At 62.0% G+C, this 21,766-nt stretch carries 21 protein-coding genes and 1 pseudogene; 10 read left to right on the top strand and 12 right to left on the bottom strand.

The window, feature by feature from the left end; translation table 11 throughout:
• Positions 1–37: 37 nt before the first annotated feature.
• The 5 genes from lnt to QRN54_RS25395 are packed head-to-tail and all read right to left on the bottom strand — an operon-like array spanning position 38 to position 5,238.
• A complete protein-coding gene (gene lnt, locus QRN54_RS25415) occupies positions 38–1,639 on the bottom strand; it encodes an apolipoprotein N-acyltransferase (protein WP_054827437.1) in 1,602 nt (533 codons plus the stop codon).
• Positions 1,636–3,267 (bottom strand): cytochrome c biogenesis protein ResB, encoded by a 1,632-nt coding sequence (gene resB, locus QRN54_RS25410; protein ID WP_502944073.1) that lies wholly within the window; start codon positions 3,265–3,267, stop codon positions 1,636–1,638. The genes lnt and resB overlap by 4 nt, the downstream gene beginning before the upstream one ends.
• Positions 3,264–4,073, bottom strand: a complete 810-nt coding sequence (locus QRN54_RS25405) for a cytochrome c biogenesis CcdA family protein (RefSeq protein WP_047270602.1) — start codon at positions 4,071–4,073, stop codon at positions 3,264–3,266. The genes resB and QRN54_RS25405 overlap by 4 nt, the downstream gene beginning before the upstream one ends.
• Complete coding sequence (locus QRN54_RS25400; protein WP_047270604.1) at positions 4,070–4,684, bottom strand: TlpA disulfide reductase family protein; 615 nt, start codon at positions 4,682–4,684, stop codon at positions 4,070–4,072. The genes QRN54_RS25405 and QRN54_RS25400 overlap by 4 nt, the downstream gene beginning before the upstream one ends.
• A 26-nt stretch (positions 4,685–4,710) precedes the next feature.
• On the bottom strand, positions 4,711–5,238 hold the full coding sequence (locus QRN54_RS25395) for a TlpA family protein disulfide reductase (protein ID WP_442971568.1): 528 nt from the start codon (positions 5,236–5,238) through the stop codon (positions 4,711–4,713).
• Positions 5,239–5,582: 344 nt separating this feature from the next.
• On the opposite strand from QRN54_RS25395, the gene QRN54_RS25390 reads away from it, so the two are divergent.
• On the top strand, positions 5,583–5,846 hold the full coding sequence (locus QRN54_RS25390; protein WP_080961187.1) for a DUF4229 domain-containing protein: 264 nt from the start codon (positions 5,583–5,585) through the stop codon (positions 5,844–5,846).
• A 136-nt stretch (positions 5,847–5,982) separates the two neighbouring features.
• Here the strand turns inward: QRN54_RS25390 and QRN54_RS25385 are convergent, their stop codons facing one another.
• The 3 genes from QRN54_RS25385 to QRN54_RS25375 all read right to left on the bottom strand — a co-directional run bounded on the left by QRN54_RS25385 (position 5,983) and on the right by QRN54_RS25375 (position 6,699).
• Positions 5,983–6,291 carry a hypothetical protein gene (locus QRN54_RS25385; RefSeq protein ID WP_047270607.1) on the bottom strand — a complete coding sequence of 103 codons (309 nt, stop codon included), beginning with the start codon at positions 6,289–6,291 and terminating at the stop codon, positions 5,983–5,985.
• Positions 6,288–6,506: a MerR family DNA-binding protein gene (locus QRN54_RS25380; protein ID WP_256670292.1), complete on the bottom strand. Its 219-nt coding sequence runs from the start codon at positions 6,504–6,506 to the stop codon at positions 6,288–6,290. The genes QRN54_RS25385 and QRN54_RS25380 overlap by 4 nt, the downstream gene beginning before the upstream one ends.
• 61 nt (positions 6,507–6,567) lie before the next feature.
• Positions 6,568–6,699: a MerR family DNA-binding transcriptional regulator gene (locus QRN54_RS25375; protein WP_223304459.1), complete on the bottom strand. Its 132-nt coding sequence runs from the start codon at positions 6,697–6,699 to the stop codon at positions 6,568–6,570.
• 201 nt (positions 6,700–6,900) lie between these two features.
• On the opposite strand from QRN54_RS25375, the pseudogene QRN54_RS25370 reads away from it, so the two are divergent.
• A pseudogene (locus QRN54_RS25370) lies at positions 6,901–7,164 on the top strand (cytochrome bc1 complex cytochrome b subunit); the annotation flags it as partial.
• A gap of 63 nt (positions 7,165–7,227) precedes the next feature.
• Here the strand turns inward: QRN54_RS25370 and QRN54_RS25365 are convergent.
• Positions 7,228–8,850: an Nramp family divalent metal transporter gene (locus QRN54_RS25365; protein ID WP_047270656.1), complete on the bottom strand. Its 1,623-nt coding sequence runs from the start codon at positions 8,848–8,850 to the stop codon at positions 7,228–7,230.
• A gap of 43 nt (positions 8,851–8,893) precedes the next feature.
• Positions 8,894–10,237 (bottom strand): magnesium transporter MgtE N-terminal domain-containing protein, encoded by a 1,344-nt coding sequence (locus tag QRN54_RS25360; protein WP_047270613.1) that lies wholly within the window; start codon positions 10,235–10,237, stop codon positions 8,894–8,896.
• A 931-nt stretch (positions 10,238–11,168) separates the two neighbouring features.
• On the opposite strand from QRN54_RS25360, the gene ccsB reads away from it, so the two are divergent.
• The 5 genes from ccsB (at position 11,169) to QRN54_RS25340 (ending at position 15,613) form a co-directional block, all read left to right on the top strand.
• On the top strand, positions 11,169–12,155 hold the full coding sequence (gene ccsB / locus QRN54_RS25355; protein WP_047270614.1) for a c-type cytochrome biogenesis protein CcsB: 987 nt from the start codon (positions 11,169–11,171) through the stop codon (positions 12,153–12,155).
• A gap of 270 nt (positions 12,156–12,425) precedes the next feature.
• A complete protein-coding gene (locus QRN54_RS33675) occupies positions 12,426–12,695 on the top strand; it encodes a WhiB family transcriptional regulator (RefSeq protein WP_052959928.1) in 270 nt (89 codons plus the stop codon).
• Positions 12,692–13,021, top strand: coding sequence for a hypothetical protein (locus QRN54_RS25350; protein WP_054827429.1), 330 nt, complete (start codon positions 12,692–12,694; stop codon positions 13,019–13,021). Before QRN54_RS33675 ends, QRN54_RS25350 begins: the two co-directional genes overlap by 4 nt.
• A 1,506-nt stretch (positions 13,022–14,527) precedes the next feature.
• The gene (locus QRN54_RS25345) at positions 14,528–14,704 is read left to right on the top strand and encodes an ANTAR domain-containing protein (protein ID WP_232354283.1); all 177 of its coding nucleotides are present in this window, start codon (positions 14,528–14,530) and stop codon (positions 14,702–14,704) included.
• Positions 14,705–15,025: 321 nt separating this feature from the next.
• Positions 15,026–15,613: a PhoU domain-containing protein gene (locus tag QRN54_RS25340; protein ID WP_285183374.1), complete on the top strand. Its 588-nt coding sequence runs from the start codon at positions 15,026–15,028 to the stop codon at positions 15,611–15,613.
• 272 nt (positions 15,614–15,885) lie between these two features.
• Here QRN54_RS25340 and QRN54_RS25335 read toward each other — a convergent pair whose 3' ends face one another.
• Positions 15,886–16,053 (bottom strand): hypothetical protein, encoded by a 168-nt coding sequence (locus QRN54_RS25335; protein WP_155419211.1) that lies wholly within the window; start codon positions 16,051–16,053, stop codon positions 15,886–15,888.
• Positions 16,054–16,248: 195 nt separating this feature from the next.
• The gene (locus tag QRN54_RS25330) at positions 16,249–18,264 is read right to left on the bottom strand and encodes a heavy metal translocating P-type ATPase (protein WP_047270622.1); all 2,016 of its coding nucleotides are present in this window, start codon (positions 18,262–18,264) and stop codon (positions 16,249–16,251) included.
• A gap of 101 nt (positions 18,265–18,365) precedes the next feature.
• Here QRN54_RS25330 and QRN54_RS25325 point away from each other — a divergent pair, with 101 nt between their 5' ends.
• From QRN54_RS25325 to QRN54_RS25315, 3 genes are all read left to right on the top strand, one after another.
• Positions 18,366–18,728 carry an ArsR/SmtB family transcription factor gene (locus tag QRN54_RS25325; RefSeq protein WP_047270658.1) on the top strand — a complete coding sequence of 121 codons (363 nt, stop codon included), beginning with the start codon at positions 18,366–18,368 and terminating at the stop codon, positions 18,726–18,728.
• Positions 18,729–18,978: 250 nt separating this feature from the next.
• Positions 18,979–19,830, top strand: coding sequence for a DUF8832 domain-containing protein (locus QRN54_RS25320; RefSeq protein WP_052959930.1), 852 nt, complete (start codon positions 18,979–18,981; stop codon positions 19,828–19,830).
• Positions 19,831–20,085: 255 nt separating this feature from the next.
• Positions 20,086–21,708: an NlpC/P60 family protein gene (locus tag QRN54_RS25315; protein WP_081377629.1), complete on the top strand. Its 1,623-nt coding sequence runs from the start codon at positions 20,086–20,088 to the stop codon at positions 21,706–21,708.
• Positions 21,709–21,766 lie beyond the last annotated feature (58 nt).

Raw genomic sequence — 21,766 nt, 5'->3', positions numbered from 1 at the left:
CTGGCACCGACACTGAATTACTATCAATCATAGTAATTCATGGTTTCGTTCTTCTGCCGAGACAGAAGCGGTACGCGCCCCCGAAGAGAGATGCGGCAGCGAGAGAAAGGACGATCACCGCCAGGGCGATCTCGGGAACCGCGCCCAGACGTGTTGCCGGTGTGAGATCGGAACGCAGGGCGATCTCGTCGGTCAATGCCTGTGCTGTGAAGATCTCGCTCTGTTGGCGTACCTCTCCCGTCGGCGTGATGATCGCACTGACACCGCTGGTCGCGGCGATCAACACAGTGCGACCGTGCTCGACTGCCCGCACCCGCGACATGGCCAATTGCTGAAAGGTCATCTCCGTCCGGCCGAAGGTCGCATTGTTGGTGGGAACCGCGATGACGGTGGCTCCCGCCTGGACCGACTCGGTCACCAGATCGTCGAAGGCCACCTCGTAACACGTGGCAACAGCTACCTGAACTCCGTTGAGGTCGACGACACCGTTCCCATTCCCGGCAACGAAATTGCCCGCAGAATCGGCGTACGACGACACTGCACGAATGATCGGTCGGAGCGGCAGGTACTCCCCGAACGGCACGAGTTGTCGTTTGATGTGTTGCTGGCCAGGGCCATCCGTGGGATCCCACACCATGACACTGTTGATCGATGTGCTCGCTTCACCTACGAGAACCGTACCGACCAGGATTGGTGCCCCGATCGAACGGGCTGCTCGGTCCAGTCGCTCTGCCGCATCCCGATTCACCAAAGGATCTATATCCGAAGCATTTTCGGGCCAGATAACAAGCCGTGGCCGGGCTGCGCGACCCGCCGCGACATCGGCAGCGAGCTGCTCGGTGCGGGCAACATGATTATCGAGCACCGCTCGGCGTTGGGCGTTGAAATCGAGGCCGAGTCGCGGCACGTTGCCCTGAACGACGGCAGCAGTGACGACCTCGTCAGGGGCGGCACCGGGAGAACTTGTCACCAATGCACTCACAAAGATGAGGACGACGGCAACGCCACCCTTCGCCAATGCTTGCCATCGAACACGGGAGGGTCCGGCCAGTGACCAGGCGATGAGAGTTCCGGTCAGTGCAGTCACGAAGGAAAGACCTGGCGCCCCTGCGATCGAAGCCAACGGCAGCAGCGGACTGTCCGCCTGCCCGAAGGCCAAACGCCCCCACGGGAAACCGCCGAACGGAATTCGGCTACGAAGTGCTTCGGCGGTGACCCATGCACCCGCAATCCACACCGGGGAAAGGGGAGCGCGACCGACGGCCACTGCCAGTACGCCGAACACGCCGAACGCGAGCGCTTCAATCGCCGCCAACGCCAACCAAGGCGTTGCACCGACATACGCTCCGACCCACGGCAGCAAGGGAACGAAGAATCCCAGTCCCGCGGCATAGCCGAATCCGAAACCCGCACGGAGACTGCGACCCTGGAGAACGGCGGTCAGCAGGGCGATGGCGACAGGGGCCAGAAACCACAGCGTGCGCGGCGGAAAACTGAGAAATAGCAGCCACCCAGCGCCCACCGAAAGCGCGAGACGCAAAGCGTTCCCACCGTAAAGCCGTTTGGGGCGACCACTCTTCAGGCATGCATCGAGTTCACCGTCGGCAGTGAGTGCACGTTCGGACGAAGGGACCCTCACAGGCCCGCTCCCGTAGAAGGAGAACTGTGCTGGTCCGTCCACAATTTCTCACAAAGATCGTCGAATTCGCCGCCCCACCCTGCATGATCGGTCCTCGCGAGGCCTCCGAGTTCGAGATCGACCTGCTCCGGTGCTGCCCCCGGGCGTAAACGGATCCACACGCGCCGCCTCCTGATCACGAGCGAGGTCAGAAGTCCGAGCATCATCGTGATCGCAAAGACGAGAACCCACTGTTGCGCAGGGTCGTACGACACCTGTAGATTGGCGAATTCCTTGGCCCCGTCGAACCGAACCTGTGTTCCGTCAGAGAGAGTCCGCGTCTCTCCAGGGCGGAGGTTCACACGATCTTGTTTGACCAGCCTTCCTTGGTTGATCATTTCCTTGTTCAACGAGAAGATCGATTGCGGGATGCCGGTGTCCAGACCCGTATCGCCCTTGTAGATGTCGATCGCGACCGCAGGATCACGTGCGTCGGGAAACGACGAAGTCAGGAGCGTCCCGCTGAAGGAAGCGGTCGGCGCGAAGAGTCCCTCGATGGCGATCTGATTCTTCCGGCGCTCGTTCGGATCGGGGAACGAACCGCCGGGTGGATCGAACCGCAACGCCCCACTGCTGAGAAACGTCACCGCGTCGTCCGGTTGAAACTGCATTGTCTCGGTACGGGACTGGCCATCGGGGAAAGTGACGGTGAACTGCGGCGCGTACCCGTGGCCGGTCAGATAGACGCGGGCGCCATCGGTACGCAGCGGTTCGTTGACTCGAAGACGGTAGTCTTTCCAGGTATTGGTCGCGATGTCCTGCCCGCTCTGGTATGAGATGTTGGAGGTGAACATTTCGGCCTGACCAGTATCGAGATAGTCCGCGGAAAAGTCGTTGACCTTGATGCAGAACGGTGCGAGACCCGTGCCGTCAGTTGCACTTCCCGCGCGAAATGAGTCGTACACAGCGGGTGAGGTGTTGCAGAATCCAGGGCCGCCGTCGGCAATGACGATGACCGAACCCTCGTACCCCACCAGCTTGCCGATGGCGACGGTGACGAGCAACCCGATCAGCGAGAAGTGGAAAACCAGATTCCCGGCCTCGCGCAGATATCCCTTCTCCGCCGAAACCGATACTCCGGAATCATTTTCGGGATTGACTGCGATGCGCCAACCCTTGAGAGACCGGCGCACTCTCGTCAAGGCCTCGTCGTGAGAGATATCTACCTCGCCGTGGAAATGGTGCGGCAACCTGGACAGATTCCGAGGTGCCCGCACAGGCTGGCTCCTGAGTGCGCCGAGATGCGCCCGCAAGCGTGGAAACAGGCAGCCGATGAGAGAGAGAAACAGGAGAACGTAGATTGCGGTGAACCAGAAACTGGAAAAGACGTCGAACAACTCCAGCTTGTCGAACAGTGGGCCAAGGGTTGGTTGGGCCGCAATGTACTGGGACACTTTCTGCACGTTGAGATTTCGCTGAGGCAGCATTGCTCCGGGGAGTGCTGCCAGCGCCAAGAGGAACAGGAGCACGAGCGCGGTACTCATCGACGTCAATCTGCGCCAGTACTGGCGCAGCATTCGAATGCTTTCTCGGATAATCAGTCTCGGGAGGCGACGGATGCGAGCTCCCGTGGGGACACTCTCTGTCATATCGGCAACACGACCGAACTGACAAACTCGTTGCGCAACCAGCCGATGAACACGCCCCACACACCGGTGACCAGTGCCAGACCGACAGCGACGAGCATTATTCCGCCGACGATCTGAATCGTTCGTGAATGGCGTTTGAGCCATCCGACGCCTCGGAGCGCTTTCACCGACCCGAACGCCAGCACGATAAACGGTAATCCAAGTCCTAGACAGTAGGCGACGATCAGCAGCACCCCGCGCGCTGCCGTCGTGCCTTGAGTTCCGGCCGCCACCGAAAGAACCCCTGCGAGAGTGGGGCCGAGACATGGTGTCCAGCCCAACGCGAACACGCCCCCCAACAAAGGTGCGCCGGCAAGGGAGGAGATTCGTCGCGGCGCGAATCGTGCGTCTTTCTGCAGGGCAGGAATAAGGCCGATGAATGTCAACCCCATCACGATGGTGATCACCCCGCCCACACGTTGGAGCAGCGCTTCGTTGATGCGCAGGGTGCTGATCACGCCGAATACCGATGCGGTGGCGAAAACGAACACCACCGTGAATCCCGCGACGAACATCGTTGCCGCGCCTGTCACCCGCCATCTGCCTGCTGCGGGTCTCGTGGTCGCGTCTTCAGGGGTCACCGCCGGAGAATCAGCTCCGGAAATGCCGGCTAGATACGACAGGTATCCGGGAACCAGTGGCACCACGCACGGTGAGGCGAAAGAGACCAGACCGGCCAAAACGCACGCCGCTACGGCGAGCAGCAACGGACCGCTCGAGGCGGCGGTCTGGAAGCTGGACCCGATGCCTTGGGCAAAGTCGTTCACCGTTCGGCCGCCACACGCTCGATGACAGGCTGTAGATCCTCAGTGAGAAGTGCACGAAGGAACACTGCGGCGACGCGATGCTGACGATCCAACACCAACGTGGAGGGAATCACGCTCGTCGGATAGTTTCCGCCGAGCGCTATCAAGGTCCTCATCGACGGGTCGTAGATCGAGGGGTAGCTCACGTTGTTGTCGACGACGAAGTCCTGAGCTTTGTCACGTTGAGGATCTCGAACATTGATCCCGAGAAACTGAACGCCGAGGTCTTTGGTTGCTTCGTAGGCGCGTTCGAGATCGTCGGCCTCGGAGCGGCATGGGGCGCACCATTGTCCCCACAGATTGATCACGACGATCTGATCTGCGTAGTCAGTCAGTGAGATATCGTTACCGTCGGTCATAAGGTCAGGCCCGGCCAATGCGCCGATTCTATTTCGCGACTCGGGTGGGTCGTACAAGATATCGGTTTGCCCCCCAGGCGAGACGAAATCGAAGTTCGCACCCGAAGCGACCGCGTCGGTACCGCTCGCGCACCCACTTGCGGCGACGACCACCGCGGTGAGGATAGCAATGAGTGAGAGGGGATGGGCATGCGCTCGGGGGGTGCGGTGCATCCGTTGTCGCGTGGGTGTGGGGACTGTCATTTCATCAACTCACTTACGGCGGAGCGTATTTGGTCCGTGTTTTCGAAAACCATGGGGGCTGTGACCTGGTCGACGGACCCGTCACGTTGGACGAGGAAGCTCAGCGGCAGAACTGGCGGCGCCGACAGTGCAATTCCGACGTCGTCGATGGCGGCGAACGAGGGATAGCGCACGCCGGCGTCCGTGAGAAGTGCTAGTGCTGCTGACATGTCGTCCTGGACATTGACGCCGACCACACGGATGGCGCCGGGGCTGCCTGCGTAATCGTTCAGAACCGGGATCTCCGATCGACACGGCCCACACCACGAAGCCCAGAGATTGATCAAGGTGGGTTCCCCGGACAGCGCTGCGCCGAGGTCGACTTCAGTGCTCTCGCCAAGACACGTCGCTTTGATTCCCCGGAGTTTTCCGTTCACGGGCGGTGCCGCCGGGGCCGCAGGGCAGGAAACCTTCGCTGCTGCGGTCGCAGATGTGAAGCTCGGGTCGAGAGCTTCGCCGTCGTCTTGGGATGCGGCCGGGGGCATTTGCGGTCGGGTTGGGGAGTGGGATTCGGTTGGTTCGGATCGAGGCCAGATTGCCACGACAAGGAGGGCGATCACGGCCAAGAAGAACATGAGCCATCGCGACCGTGCCTGCATACACTTCCTCCAAGTATGGTGCGGCGAATCGGGGAACAACACTGAACTACTATTGTGCATAGTAGCTATATTGGTTCTTCCACCGGCCCTCGCTCAGCAGCGGCAGGGGCCCGAGTCCAACTATTGAATCGAGCACTGTGAAACGTCAATCCGCCCCGGAGGGTCGTCCCAGCTCGTCGGCCCGCCCCGAAATTCCAGCACTGGATTCACATCAAGGGCCGCCGACGCGAATGACACGAATCGCACGGTCGAAGCTTGTGCGATTGATGGTGTACTACACCGCAGCTCGACTCGCCCTGATCGCTGGGCTCGCAGTGATCGTCATGGGAATCAACGCCGTATTCGACCTCGAAATCCCCGGCGCTTTGTCACTGTTCGGGGCCTTGCTGCTCGGATTCGCCATCTCTGCGATCGCATTCCGATCGTTGCGACGCCGGATCAACGACGAGGTGATGGTCGTAGATGAGAGGCGTCGCGCGTCGCGCACCGCGTGAAGAAGTTTCCCGCGGCCACGCCGGCATAGATGAAGCCTCCTTCATCCCCCGGTGTCACCCGGGAAGGGGCTAGGTCGCGGCGATCGCTGCTGCCGAAGCCGAATTCGGAGCAGCAGTCAACGACTGTCCACGTTGGTCAATCCATTCCGAATGCTCTCCTCAGCGCCGACACAGTAGGAGCGCCGTCGACAGCGCCCGCGGCATCGCGATAGAGCCTGCAGGACACGCTCGGGATCTGATTTGACTCGGCTAAGGGATCGTGGCCGTCGACGAGCAACGTCGGAGACCCGGCCATACCCGCGAGTGCTGCTGATTGGGAATCCTCGATGACCAGGTGGCGCAGTTCCCATTCGATCGATACACCCGCGAGAGCTTGCTCGATTCGTTGTTCGAGGAGCGGCACGTTGGGGCAGTCCAGGACTTGCAAAATTTCGAGTTGAATCATGGTGTTCCTTCGTCGGTGTGCAATGTCTGGAGCATGGGGCAGTGCCGGTCAGCTCGCGGTAGTGCACAGGTGGAAGCGAATTCGGTCAATGAGGCCCGCATGCATTGCAGATCTCGGATCTTTTCGTCGAGCTCGGCGATCTTCTTCTGGGCGAGTCTCCGCGCTGCGTCGCAATCGTCCGGTCCGCCACCGTAGAGGTGGAGAAGTTCGTTGATCTCCTCGAGGCTGAAGCCGTGTTCCTGGGTGCGTTTGACGAACCGGATAATCTCGACCGCCTCATCCCGGATATGAGCGGTATCCCGAGGCGGATCGTGGAGGCTGCTGCAGGAGTCCGCGCCGTTCGTAGTACCGCAACGTCTGCACATTCACCCGTGAGGGTGGCCAGTTCACTGCTACGCATGTTGCCATTGTGAACCCTGTACCCGGCTACGGAGTCAAGTTGTTCTGCCCGGCGGCAGGACATCGTCGACGGTGACCACGCCGACGACTGGGATTGTCGCGAGTTTATAGTCGGCCATCAGTACCACGACCACGACGAGGAAGCGCAGCATCCGAACCCGCGAGCCCTGCGATCGGTGCTGAATCTCCGACTACCACCGCACGCAGGCAAACCTGCTGCAGCGTCCGCGGGACGTTCCGGTCCGCACCGCGATCGGCGCGATGGTCATCGCGTTCTACCTGGTCTGACGATCCCCTGCGTCAACGACATCATTGCGTACAAGTTCAACATCTCGCTGAACGCGATGATGTGGATCGGCCGAATCGGCATGGTGCTGCTGCCCCCCGATCGCGTTCTTCGTCACCTACCGGTTCTGCCTGGGTCTGCGGCGCAGCGACCGTGAGGTTCTCGAGCACGGCATCGAGACCGGCATCCCGCGTGGTGGTGACTCCCGAGCTGCTGGTACTCGCACTCTCATTTGGCTGCGGCTCGGCATCCTATCGGCTGCCGAGTTGAATAGCCTTGACCACGAGAAGTATCGCGCCGATGACGAGGTAGCCCCGCAAGGCCAGCATGCCCAGTTTCGTTCCGGAGGACCACACGACCGGTTCGAGCAGCGTCAGCGGCGGCATCCGCCACTGCATCTTTGCCTCTCGCCCGACGTCAGGGGGCAGAGCGGTGACTACGCCGCGGCGCCGGTCGAGCCACCGCACGCCAACTGTTGCGACGATGCCAGCGACGACCAACGCTATCCCTAGGTATATTGAGGCGGTCACCACGTTGAGGTCGGGAAAAACGGTGGTGGCCATGAGGATTCCCGAGAGCATCAGCAGGACCGCGACGATCAGCCCGGCGACGAGGTTGAGCCAGCGCGGATTAATCCAGGGTCCGAGTACTTGCCGGTCGTTGCACAGCAGCAACAGGAACACGCTCGCGCTGGGCAGGAGCAGTCCGGCAAGAGCCTGCACGGCGGTAGTGATCAGTCCAAGCGGTGCGCCGGGGATCAGCACGATCCCCGCGGCAAGGAGGACCATGGCACCGTATGAGAGGTAGAAGGGTTTGGCCTCCTTGAACCCTCGGTGTAGCGAGTGGCTGATCCCGAACACGTCACCGAAGGCGTAGCTGGTCGACAGAGTGACCGCAGCGGCACCGATGATCGAGGCGTCGAGAAGCACGATCGCGAAGATCGGGCCGAGGACGGAACCATTCGCGCTGAGTAGGCGCGCGATGTCGCCGGCGTCCACGAATTCTCCGACACTGCCAGTTGAGCGGGCGGCGTAGTCGGCGGTCATCATCAATGCCGCTGCGCCGGCGACGACGACCAGCGCCCCGAGGACGGTGTCGGCTCGTTCGTAGCTGATGAACCGCGGGGTGATCCGTTTGTCGATGATGTTGGACTGTTGGAAGAACAGTTGCCACGGCGCGACAGTGGTGCCGACGATTGCGATAATCAACAACACCGCGTCCGAGGTGATCCCGCCTCGGACGCCCGGAATCGCGAAGTCTCGGGCAGCGCGACCCCAGTCTGGGTGTGAGAGCAGCAGCATCGGGATCTGTACCGCCGTGACGGCGATGAAGACGAACATCGCACGTTCCCAGCGGCGGAAGCTGCCGGTGGCCATGATCGCGATCAACGCGACCGCAGCGGTCGGCACGACGATGTACCGTGAGACGCCGAAGTAGCTGGCGGCCAGTGAAACTCCGATGAACTCGGCGACGATGGTCAGGAAGTTCAATACGAACAGATCGCCGACCGAGAACCAGCCCCACCCGCGGCCGAAGCGCTCGTTTATCAGCCGGGCATGCCCCACCCCGGTCACCGCCCCGAGTCGGACAACCATCTCCTGGTTGACGATCAGCACTGGAATCAACAATAGCAACACCCAAAGCAGCGAGTACCCGTAGTTCTGGCCGGCCTGCGCGTAGGTGGCAACACCGCCGGCGTCGTTGTCACCGACCATGACGATGAGGCCAGGCCCGACGATCGCCAACATGGTCAGCATCCGAGCCTTGAAAGTGCGGCGAGATTCCTTGTCGGACAAACTGATTCTTCCGAGCGCCCCCTCGATGTCGCCGAGGTGCGCGGAATCGAGGACTGCGGACGGTCGCGGTTCAGGCATACCGACAGGCGTATGTGCCGGGGTGGCGTCGGTGATCTCGGGTTCAGCCACGGTCATCACCGCCTGGATCTGTGGAGGTGGTGTTGGTCGTAGGGTGGTCGGTGGCGCGCTCGACGATGGGCCTCGGTGCAGGTTCTCGCCGTCGCCAGTCGTCGGGGATGGAGGCCTCGAGGACATCGTCGACGGTGACCACGCCGACGACGTGGTCGGCATCGTCGACGACTGGGATCGTCGCGAGGTTATAGTCGGCCATCAGCACCGCCACCTCGGTTAGGTCCGCCACGGGGGTCACGCGCACAGGGTCGGTGTCCATGATGTCGACGATCGGGGTCACCGACTCCGATTGCAGCAGCCGGATGACCGACGCCACCCCGATCAGCCGGCCGGCGTCGGTGAGCACGTGCACCTTCAGCAGAGCCTCGGGCTGCATGGACCGTGCTGCTGAGATTGCCGACAGGGCCTGCGCCGCAGTGGCGGTGGCGGCGCAGGAGATGACGTCGACGCTCATCAGGCCGCCGGCGCTGGACGAATTGAACCCCATTAGTGTGATCACCTTCGTGCGTTGGCCGGCCGGCATCAGATCGAGCACTCGTCGACGGCGGGACTGTCGTAACTCTGCGACTGCGTCGGCGGCGTCGTCTGCGCGCATGAGACCAAGCACACCGGCCACCTCGACGTCGCTCATGTCGGCGAGCAGCTTGTTGGCCTTGCCCGGGTCGAGCTCTTCGAAAACGTCCGCCTCAAGCTCGGGGTCGGTGTGGACGCGGTCAAGGATTTCCCCACCCTCGCGCTTGTCTGCGCCCTCGAGCAGATCTGCAATCTGCGCCGGTTTAAGGGTGCCGACTCGCCCGCCGACCCGCCGCACTACCATGCTGTGTTTGTGGCCGATCAAGGGTTCGAACGCTTTCCAATCCCGACTGGCGTGTCCTCCATGGGATTTGATTAAGCCGAAGAACCGGGCCGGGCGGCGAGTGTCGAGCCGTGCGAGTACCCACCCGTGACCGGGGTTCTCGAGTTCGATGTCGTAGGCGTGCACCAGCTCCGCGGCCGGGACGTCGATCAGCCGATGGCCAAGGACGTCGGAACGCAGCAGTACCTCGCCCTCGCGGCGCTCGAACCCGCGCAGGTCCACCTTGTTCTGCGCCAGCATCACCCGGTCCCCGTCGAGGTGCTCGATCCGTTCGACAGAAACGTACACTCGCCGACCACCGACATTGACTACCAGCCCGGATACCGTCGGGTAGGTGTCCACGCCGAGCAATCGCACGATCAGATCGTCTAGGGCGCCGACGATGTCCCCATTCCGTGCGATCACTGGTCGCTTCAGTAGCTGTGAGAGATGGATCACCGGATGCGTGGGGGCTCCGTCGGTCGCTGACTCGGTCATCGGCACTCCTCGCGTCGGTGGGTGGTGGGACGAGCCACGCAGGATGCGCACACTCGCGCGACGGCTATTGATGTCCGATTGAAAGGTCGGTGGACGGACAAGCGTGGCCTAAGTTCGGCGCGGCTCGGTCAGTTGCGACTCAGTTCGCCGGTGACGACGCATCTGCATGGTTGAAACTCGCGACCAAAACTTCAAGCACGCCACCTTCTCGCTTCGCGGACAAGCCTTCCCGCTCCGGTATTGTTACATGCGCACCTATGCATGTAAAGTCCGGTTTGGGAGCCGTTTGGGGCGACTCTCAAGCTCGGCGACTTCTGGCGTAGCGGTTCGGGTTGTGAGGTTGTCGGAGCAGAGGCTCAATGCGGATGCACGGTCGACCCCGCCTTTGGTGAGCGTATTCATACATCCGCCCATCTATCGCGCACGTGGTCCAGTGCACCTAGAAGCGTTGCCGTGAGCGCGAAGTCGCGTCCCCGGAGGGTCGGTCAGCAGATCAATGCGTCAACGTGTTCGCTCGGTGACATGGCAATGTTCGTTGCGTCAGCGAGCCCTTGCGCCCTGAGGGGTTTGGCATATCACTCAGCGCCGCGGAACGCGGTATCCGACGGCAGCCTCATTTTCCGGGTGACTCCCCGTTGAGCCACACAACATTGACTACTATCGGGCATAGTAGTCAATATGTGCCCTCGCCGACCTCTACGGGCATGCTGATCTGAACGGACGACTGATCGAAACCGCAGTGCGCCGAGGTCGGGCAATGACGCGTACGGCGGGTCCGGCGCATCCCAGACGGAATTGTAGGTTGTGCGATTCTGCCAAGTCTGCGGCACGGATTAATGGACCACGAATGACGTACGAGTAGTAGAAACTCGCTGGACGGGTGCGGCCGCATCTGATCTGAGAACCCGGATGGCTCAGGAGAGGACCCACCGTGCCCATCAACCAAACCATTGCCAGGCTGAGTGACCTGTCGTTCCAGTCGGCCTTCGCCGTGTATCTGTTAGCCCTCGTGTTGCTGATCTGGCACTACGCCGCGACACGCACCGACCACGTCCACCGGTTCGAGTTGGGGAGCAGGAAGCTTGTGGCGGCAGGGGGAGTCTCGGCGCCGTCGCCGGAAGTGCCCGGACGGATCGTTTCGGCTCCGCCGAAGCCAGTGCCCGAGCGTCTCGGCAACATGGGTGCCGCGGTTCTCGTCGTGGGCTTGGGACTGCACCTTGTGTCGATCGTGTTGCGTGGCTTCGCAACCGGACGTTTCCCGTTGGGCAACATGTACGAGTTCGTCACCATGGCCACCGCGGCCGCAACGGCGACTGGCATCGTGTTTCTGCGTGGGCAGACATACCGCGCGATGTGGGTTTTTCTTCTGGCGCCGGTCCTAATCCTGATGTTCGTTGCGGCAACCCTGCTCTACGCCGACGCAGCGCCTGTCGTTCCGGCTCTGCAGTCCTACTGGCTTCCGATCCATGTCACAATCGTCAGCATCGGCAGCGGCGTCTTCCTGGTTTCCGGCGTGGCCAGCCTCGCGTTCCTACTACGGATCCGACAGCCCGCCGGCGCGGAGCGCCGCGGGCCTGTAGGTTCGATGGCTCGTCGTTTGCCCGACGCCCAGACACTCGACCGGTTGGCCTACAGAACCGTCATCGTCGGCTTCCCTCTCTTTGGTATCGGAGTCATCCTCGGCGCGATCTGGGCGGAGGCAGCCTGGGGTCGGTTCTGGGGGTGGGATCCCAAAGAGACGATGTCGTTTATCGCCTGGGTGATTTACGCCGCCTACCTCCACGCCCGAGCGACCGCAGGTTGGCGCGAGACCAAAGCCGCTTGGATAAACATCGCAGGATTCGTCTCGATGCTGTTCAATCTGTTCATCATCAACATGGTCGTGTCCGGATTGCACTCCTACGCCGGTCTGAGCTGAGCGATTCGTGATCGAATTGAAGCTCGACGGGCACGTCCACGGTGGCGTTCGAAGCGAAGACAACGTATGAGTGCCCAAAGAATGATCTTCGTAGGCTACGTCGCGGGGCGCGACTGGTGCGTTCGAGGCGGCGGGGGGTTCCTTCGTGTCTTGCCTTCCTGCTGCTTGTTTGAATGCAGTCACGGGTTTGGTTATAGGTTATTCGGGTGAGGGCGTGACGGAAGGCGAGGTTCGAGTGCCGGTGGAGGGTGGTCTTACTGCTGGAAGCCGGTGGGATTCGCCGACTCGGCGGATTTGTCAGAACTGCCCCTGCTCGGTAGTTGTCGCGAGTATGCCCTGGGTGCTGGTGAGCCGTACGGAACCTGGGGTGGCATGACCGAAGCCGATCGAAAGCTGGGATCATCCTTTGACCCCGTCGGAGACAGGTGTGTAATTGTCCCGTGGGTCAACCGCAAATCCACGTTGCGAAGTCCGCTCGGCCGGGGAATGGTCTTCGAGATTCTCTTGCGGCGCCGCTGTATCAAGGAGGCGATTCGATGACGAATGACGAGGCGCCTCTGTCGGTTTACCGAATGACGGGCGATGACCTGGTCGCGGAGTACCAATACTTGTACGACAGGTTTGATCGCCACACCCCGAATCAAAAGGCGCGGTTCTACTATGTGAACGGGGAAATGAAAGCTCGTGGGCTCGAACATGGCATGCCAACTCCCGCTGCGCGCGATCACGACGATGCCTGGGATGGAGAGATCCGAGATTCGCGTGTTACGCGAATAACTGCACTGCATGGCTTCCCGGTCGATTTTACGGTGTCGAATCGGTGCGCAATACACACTCATCAAGGGCCTGGGATCAACGAGCACTGAGGCGGTCGCTGAAACCACTCACGCCCGCGGACTCAGGCGTTTGACGGATCACGGTGATGCTCCCTCTTCGGGTGTGGTGTCATCAGGTTCTCCTGACTGTATTGCGTAGAGGTTCGGCTTGCACTGGACTGCTTTTCGGCGGCTAGCGCACAGATAATCGAAGTTACAGATTGGAAAACTTGCGCTGCAGGCGTAGCACCGACCGTCTTGACTTTGCGACACGGCGAAAAATGCTGTGGTGGCATGGAGTTCGCTTTCGGACTGATCTCGTGAGGTCCTCCGTGCCGTTCGTGGTTCTCTGGCCGAGATCGACGAGTGAGAGCGAGCTTTCGGTGCAACTGCGAGATTGGGCCGTGCATCATTGCAGGACCATATGTGCTCTACCCAACCGATGGGGCGCTGACGCCGGGAGGGCAGTCTCGACGACCATACAAGGCAGAGGACCGATGAGACCGGTAGATGCCGGCGCCCGCTCCCGGACGTGTACGACTAGGCCGTACGCTTCGCGGGCGGTCGAGGTGAGGTTTGTCCTGTTTGCCGTGGTGCTTTGCCCCACTCTCCTCATTTCGGAAAATGCTGCCATGCACTCGCGAGTGAAACGCGACGCGATCGCACGGGTACGTGCTGAGCACACGTCGACACCATCAATCCATGTCTGCCACCATGGGGGTCGCGTAGACGAGTGTGTGTTCTAGGCGTTGCCCCCGGCCAGGCGTTGCGGCAAGATCGAAGGTTCCTAGGCGCTGTCCGGGGTGAAATTCTTCTGTACCCATGTTTTCGGCGGCCGAGCGAGGGTATGTGTTTTCGCCAGTTGGGGGGACACAGTTCCACCGTGGTTCACCAGGTCAGGGTGAGACGTCCGACCTGATGGGCCGTGCGGCCCGGTGTCAGGGTCGACGGGCGCGCAGTCAGAGGCGGCCCACCGAATTTTCGGCCTGCGCGACATCGCGTTCGGTGGGCCGAGTGCAACGCCACGTCGGGATGGTGCTGCATTGATCGACTGTAGCGAAAGCATTGTCTGCGTTCGACTCCTGACGTTTCCGCTCGGACAGATCCGCCCTGTGAAGATGCAGTCCGCGAAGGTGGGTGTGGTGGCGTAGCGGAGAGTATTGGGGGAGGGGTGATGTCGGAGGTGCTGGGCGTATTCGGGTGATGCGCCGGGTCCGCTTTCTTGCTGTTGAAGTTCGGTGTTGATGCGGCGGGCTTCCGCGAGTTGGTCTTCGAGGAAGATAATGCCTCACGCCTCGTAGAGGGCGGTGCCGGCGGCGACCAGTTTGGGCCGTTCAGTAGTAGACATCGCATCGTCGACACAAATGGTGTGACGAGATCGGTGAATCGTGGTGGGCGACAGCATCCTCGGCGGCAACGACGAAGTAATCGGTAGTGCCGGTCTTTACATAGACGTCACCGAAACGCTCGACCGCATGGGTCAGGGAGTCGGTCGACGAGTTGGTCGATGAGATCAGTAGCTCCCGTGGAGCGATCGAGCAGGCCAAAGTGATGCTGATGATCGTGTACGGAATTTCCGCGGAGCGGGCCTTCGACATTCTCATCTGGCGCTTGGAGCAGAAGAACGTCAAACTCCGCCAGGTGTCCGAGCAGTTGAGCGCCCGTGTTCGCGCAGACTTCGCTCTACTCGGTGGGTTGCGTTCGCAATTCGATCAGCTGCTGCTCGGTTTGTGACCGATGACAGACTGAATCGCGTTGTGGTCGGCACCTGCGGCTGACTGCTTAACCACAGGCACCTCGCCGACAGCACCCATTACGGCTGTCGGCTTCAATCCATTTCTACCCGTCACCGGCGGGCACAGAAACGGTATTGCCCGGACGGAGGCCGAGAAGAGGCGCAATGGACCCGATGCCCCGGATCGAACTGAAGACGAAACAACCGCTGGGTACACATCTAGGGTGATGAGATGCGCACACATTTCGCCGACAGCCTCGACGACCTCTCGTGTGGCCTGGCGTCTGTCAACGTCGATGTGCGGGCTCACCGTGACAGCGATGTCGGAGGCAACGGCAGCCCTCCTCGATGCCGACCTTCGCACCGCCGAGCGAGTACTCGACGCGAACACCGACCTCGAGCGGGCCGCCTCCGACTGGGAACACAAGTCATTCTCACTTCTCGCCTTACAAGCCCCTGTGGCACATGACCTCCGATTTACCGTTGGCGGTTTGCACATCGCCGCAAGTCTGCAACGTATGGGCGCACTGGCCGTCCACATCGCCAAGATCGCGCGCCTGCGCCACCCGACGTCGGCCGTACCGCCCGAAGCGCGGGCAGTCGTAGCGGACATGGGAAGGACAGCAGTGGCTCGGGCGACCGAAACCCAGGTAATACTGCGGCACGTCGATTCTGCTCACGCGCAAGAGCTTGTGGCCGCCGACACGGTCATGGACGAACTGCACCGGCGCCTGTTCACCGTCACCCAAGCCCAACAATGGCCGCACGGAGTGCAAGCTGCTGTCGACATCACCCTGCTCGGACGGTTCTACGAACGATTCTGCGACCACACTGTGGAAATCGGACGACGCATCATCTTCCTCGAAACCGGTCGACTCCCCGCCCGACCCGACGCGCTCCTTCCGTAGGTTGAAGCTTGCCGGGATGTCAGGAGGGGAGATGACGCATTCCGGCCCCGATGTGGAAGCCGGCTGTCTGGTCAGTCGGAAGACGTGGACAGTGTGATGAGATCCGATTTGGTGTTGCGTTGGGAGTTCGATTCTCGCGCCCGACCTTGGCTGCACGACGTCGCCTCTCCCGAGGAAGGATCTTGACCCCACGTCCGTGGTCCCGCTCGTGGTTGCGAGATGAGATGCAGCACGAGTGTATCGGCGGTGAGCATGGTCGATGCCGTGCCGGGCTACTGTGCGGCGTTCTCCGAATTGAGTCGACTGATCTCCGCGCGCATGCGTCGCATCGGTCGGTCAACTCGGCTCTTTCTCTCGTTGCCCGCGGTCATCAGTCCAATTATGGCGGCCATTCCTGCTGGAATTCCGAGAACTACGACGAGGAACGGCGCCAAGCTCATGGAGTTCTCCTATGCTCGGATCGAGCGGTCTGGGACAGTGTCGATCAACAACCTACTATCGTCAATAGTAGATTGCTCATGGCGGGTGGTCCATTGACGGCGTCCCGCGGCAAAACTCGCGGGTTCCCTTCGCCACTACGTAGCGCGCAGGCAATCGAAGGCGGACGACCTTTGCTTGGGAGATGTACCTCTTCTCTAGATGGATCGAGCCCGGCGCCACCCGAGGTTGCCTGTCTCGTAGCGCCACGCGCGTTGGGAAAGTAGTCGCATTCCGTTGAGTCCGACGATGACGGTGGAGCCTTCGTGTCCGGCGACGCCGAGGGGTAACGGTAAGTGCCCGAACAGGTCCCACAGGACGAGGGTGGTGATGAAGGTGGCGGCGATCGCGAGGTTGGCGATCACGATGCGCCGGGCACGGCGTGAGAGGGCGATCACGCGCGCGATGGTGGCGAGTTCGTCACGGACGATGACGGCGTCGGCGGTGTCGAGTGCGAGGTCGGATCCGGCGCGGCCCATGGCGATGCCGGTGTGCGCGGCGGCGAGTGCGGGGGCGTCGTTGACACCGTCACCGACCAGTAGCACTTTCGCGCCGCTGCGTTCGAGGTCGGCGACGGCGGTGACCTTGTCCTCGGGGAGGAGTCCGGCTCGCATGTCGGTGATCCCGACCTGTGCGGCGAGCGCAGCGGCGGCGCGGGGATTGTCGCCGGTCAGTAGAACCGGAGTGTGTCCGGTGAGGGTGGTCAGTTCGTCGACGACGTCGCGGGCGCCGTCGCGGAGTTGATCGGCCAGTCCGAGTACTCCGATCGGTGCGGCGTCGACAATCACCACGATCGCGGTCTTTCCGCCGGCTTCCATTTCGGCGGCCGCAGACATCGCTTGCGCCGTGGCACGGTCCGCGATCGCGGCCGACGCCGCTGGAAGCAGGTGTGCGGGGCTGCCGACCTGAATCCGGCGACCGTTCAGGCGTGCTCGCACTCCCCGGCCGGGGGCGGAGTCGAACTCTTCGACAGGGGGCACCTGCAACCCGCGTTGGCGGGCAGCGGCGACGACCGCGTCAGCGAGCGGGTGCTCACTGGGATGCTCGGCCGCGGCGGCGAACGTGAGCAGCTCGTCGGCGGCGAGGTTCGCCCCGCTCATCGGCCGGATGTCCGTCAGGGCCGGGGACCCCTTGGTGAGGGTTCCGGTTTTGTCGAATGCGACGGTGGTGACCGAACCGAGCTGCTCCATCACGACGGCGGATTTGACCAACACGCCGTTGCGGCCGGCGTTGGCCATCGCCGCCAGTAGCGGCGGCATCGTGGCCAGCACGACTGCGCACGGGGAGGCGACGATCATGAACGTCATCGCTCGCAGCAGCGACGGTTGCAGGGCGCCGCCGAGCGCGAACGGGATGAAGAACACTGCGAGGGTCGCGGCCACGACTCCGACCGAGTAGTACTGCTCGACCTTCTCGATGAACAGCTGCGACTTCGCTTTGGTGGCGGACGCTTCTTCGACCATCGCCACGATCCGCGCGACGACCGTCTCCGATGCCGCGTGATCGATCCGGATTCGCAGAGTGCCGGTCCCGTTGAGGGTTCCGGCGAACACCTCGTCATCGCGATGTTTTGCCACTGGTAGGGGTTCTCCTGTGATCGAGGCCTGATCGACATCGCTGCTTCCGGAGATGATCCGGCCGTCGCCGCCGATCCGCTCGCCCGGCCGGACGACGATCACATCACCTGCCGTCAACGACGCCGCATCCACCATGGTTTCGTGCCCGTCAGGGCCGATGACGGTGGCACGTTCGGGAGCAAGATCGAGCAGGCTGCGCACCGAGTCGGCGGTGCGCTGGGTCAGGAATGCTTCCAACGCGCCGGAGGTGGCGAAGATGACGATCAGCAGGCCGCCGTCGAGGACCTGGCCGATCGCCGCGGCGCCGATCGCGGCGACGATCATGAGCAGGTCGACGTCGAGGGTTTTCTCTCGAAGCGCCTGCAAGCCCGCCAGTGCGGGCTCCCACCCGCCGGTGACGTAGCAGCCCAGATACAGCGTCCACCACAGCCAGGTCGGGGCACCGCCGAACTGAGCGGCAAGCCCGAGGACGAACAGCCCGGTCGCGATGGCTGCCCACCGCACTTCCGGGAGTGCGAACGGCCGGGTGCGGACGGCGGTTGCGGCCCGGGGCGCCGCGGGCTCGGTGTGTGGATCGCTGCGTACAGGGGTGGTCATGGCACGGCTTCCGGCTGGGGGCAGGGGGGTAGGAACGAACGCCACGATACAGGAAAACATGAAGACCTCTTCATGTAATCATGATGGGTAAGATGCTTCACATGGGTCACGGAGTCGAAGGCACGTCCACACCGCCCGCGCAGCTCGATGCGGAGTCGGCCGCGACGGTGGCTGCCACGTTGCAGGCGTTGGCGACGCCGAGTCGACTGCGGATGTTGACTCGGCTGCGGCACGGGGCGTGTTCTGTGGGTGACCTGGTGGAGGCGGTGGGGATGGAGCAGTCCGCTGTCTCGCATCAACTGCGACTGCTGCGTGCGATGGGGTTGGTGACGGGGACGCGGCAGGGCCGCAACGTCGTGTACAGCCTGTACGACAATCATGTGGCGATGCTTCTCGACGAAGCGGTCTATCACATCGAACATCTCGGGCTCGGAATCGCCGACGACCCGATCCCTGCCCTGTAAAGAGCTCACCCCATATGTGGCCAATCGACGCCGGAGTCCCTCGGCGGCGCGTCCGACGACCAGGTGATCAGTGCGTGCGGCGACACACTCGCTGAAGCTCATGCTGCAGTGGTGTTACCAACCTCGATCTACTCGCTGGGGCGAGATGAATGTGTTGATCAATCGGCAATCTCCTGATCGGGCTACCCTTCATTTCGACCCCTGACATCTCCTCCCTTGGTCGGTGGAACAAAGAAAGCGATCCAACCCGATGGATATTCGCAGTCTGCCTCGGTACATGACGGTGGCGGCTGTGGTCGCCGCCGCCGTGACATCACTCACGGCCTGCACGAACAGCGGTACCGATAGTGCGGAGCCTTCCCTTCAGTCATCGTCGAGCAAGGCCGGCGAACCCTCGGCAGTGATGAATGGGCTCGAGTCCAGCACCTCCGATATGGCGCTGATTACTGATGATTCGATGATTCCCGCCGGTCAAGCCACGACGTGGAGATTCCGAATCGACGATTCAGGGGGTGGCGCGGTAACCGAGTACGAGGCAGAGCAAGGCCAGCTCATGCATCTGTATTTCATTCGGGATGACTCGACGAGATTCGCGCATCTGCATCCGATCATGGCTGGCGACGGCACGTGGAGCGCCCCGATCTCAGGCCTCGTACCCGGGAGATACCGCGTATACGCCCAGTTTAGGGCTCTTAGCGGGAAAACCTCTGAAACGCAGGTGCTTTCGCAGCTGGTCACAGTTCCTGGGGAGGGGACTCCGGAAAGGCTTCCACACGCCATGCCGTCGACCTCGGTCGACGGCTACACGCTCACGGTCGCGGGGAAACTCACACCCGGCCAGTCGGGAGAGCTCACGGTGGACATTGCCGGAGGCGACGAGCAGGGATCCGACGTGCAGCGCTACGAGGGCGCCTATGTCCATGTCACTGCAATCCATGCACAGACTCTCGCCTTTGCTGATCTGACGCCACTGGACAGCGATCAGCGAGGTCCGGAATTCGATGTACCTGCGAAACTCTCGAAATCCGGCGACTGGCGACTGTTCATCGAGTTCCAGACAGGAGGCCAGTTGCACACCGCGGCGATCACCATCGCTCTGTAACGAACCTTCAGCAGGCGCAATGACAATCGGGATGTGCCCGCCGGCGCCTCGTGCGTGCACCCGACATTCCTGAGCAAGGCGGGGTGGCGATTCCACGCAGCGGGTGCGAACGGTCCCGAGGTCAGGAGCATTGCCGTTCTGGTCCAATCCGGTACGACAGCACGGTTAGCCGATCTGTGGTGCGCGAGGGAAACATGTGACGCTTTTTGTCATATGGGGCAGTTGATGATGTTTATCTACTATTGTCCTTAGTACATGGGTGTCGAGCGCAGTTTGAGTCGTCGAGGACGAGGGGTGTTTGTGAGGCAACGGAATCGACTCACGCATGCTCGCACGAGAGTCGCTCACGCCGTCCTTGGTCTGGCTCTCGCCGGATCGATCGTCGCAACCACTCCCGGTATCGCGATGGCGGTTCCGCCGCCGCCACCGAATCCGAGCGATACCGAGTTGCAACAGGCAGACTCACGCGTGGATCAAACTCTGGGCCGTATCGGCGATCTGATCAACGACGTTGCGTCGGCGAATGCGCAACTCGCTGAGATCGCCGCCCAGGTTGCGATCAAGCGGGAGGACGTGAACAAGGCGTTGGTGGACCTTCAGTCATCCCGTGATGTCGCGGTGGCCGCCACTGCTGCTGGGGCAGCTGCACGCACCGACATGGGAGTGGCTGGGCAGGCAATCGAGGTGGCGCAACAGCAGTTCGACGATTTCGTTGCCGCCAGCTACAGACAAGGCAGCACCGCCGGCTCGCTGACCGTCTTCCTCGGAAGCGACAGCCCCGACGATCTCTTGGCCAAAGCTGACCTGGTGCGGATGATTACGAAGAAGCACAACGCGGTCATGGACGAGCTTCAGCGCGCACGAACGGCGCGATCGAACACGGAGTCTGTGGCACGGGCGGCCCAGGCGACCGCCGACGCTGCTGCAGCCAGAGCAGAAGACAACAAAGCCCTCGCAATGGAAGCAATCCAGCGCGTGACGGATGCGCAGAAGTCGGCAACAGAGCAACAGGCAGTGGTCATGAAGGAGCGCGATTCCGCGCAAATCGAGTTGGAGGCAGCGAGAAACAGCGCGACGGGATTGCAGAACCAGCGTCAGGTCTACGACCAGTGGGATACTCAGCGCAGAGCAGAGGAAGCAGCTACCGCTGCGGCGATCGCCGCAGCGCAGCAAGCAGCATCGGAAGCTGCGACCCGGGTTGCTGCGGATCAAATTGCACGTGATCGCGCCGCGGACATTGCCAGCAGACAGCGTCCGCATACCCAGATCAGCGATGATTCCTCGGAGACGAAGGTGCCGTCGGTGACGACTACGCCGTCACCGTCTGCTGCTTCTACAAGGGCTCCCACGTCGGTGACGGCTACGCCGTCACCGCCTGCTTCTCCAACCAAGGCTCCGTCGGTTACGACGGAGCCCGGAGGTGGCGTGAGTGACGACGGTCAGAATTCGGTCACCGGTGACGGTGCCATCGAAACTGTCATCGACCGGGCAATGTCGCAACTCGGTGTCCGCTATTCGTGGGGAGGCGGAGACGCAAACGGGCCGACCGTCGGAATTCGTGACGGCGGAGTCGCGGACACTTTCGGTGATTTCGAAAATGCAGGCTTCGACTGTTCCGGAATCATGATCTATGCGTTTGCTGGTGTGGGAATCTCACTTCCGCACTACTCCGGGTACCAGTACACCGCGGGAAGGCAGGTTCCAGCCTCTCAGATGAAGCGAGGGGATCTGATCTTCTACGGGCCCAACGCAAGTCAGCACGAGGCGCTCTACCTTGGCAACAATCAGATGCTTGAATCCCCGCAGTCCGGCGATGTGGTCAAGGTTTCCCCGGTGCGTTGGGACGGCATGGTGCCCAATGTGACCAGGCTTCTCTAGCTCTTCTCCGTCGGCGGTACGGTTGGCTTCAGAGGTCGGCGAAAATCGTTGCGTACGT

It is taken from the genome of Rhodococcus sp. MEB032 (assembly GCF_030208925.1).
GTDB lineage: Bacteria > Actinomycetota > Actinomycetes > Mycobacteriales > Mycobacteriaceae > Rhodococcus_F > Rhodococcus_F qingshengii.
This window is presented reverse-complemented; position numbering and strand designations above follow the sequence as displayed.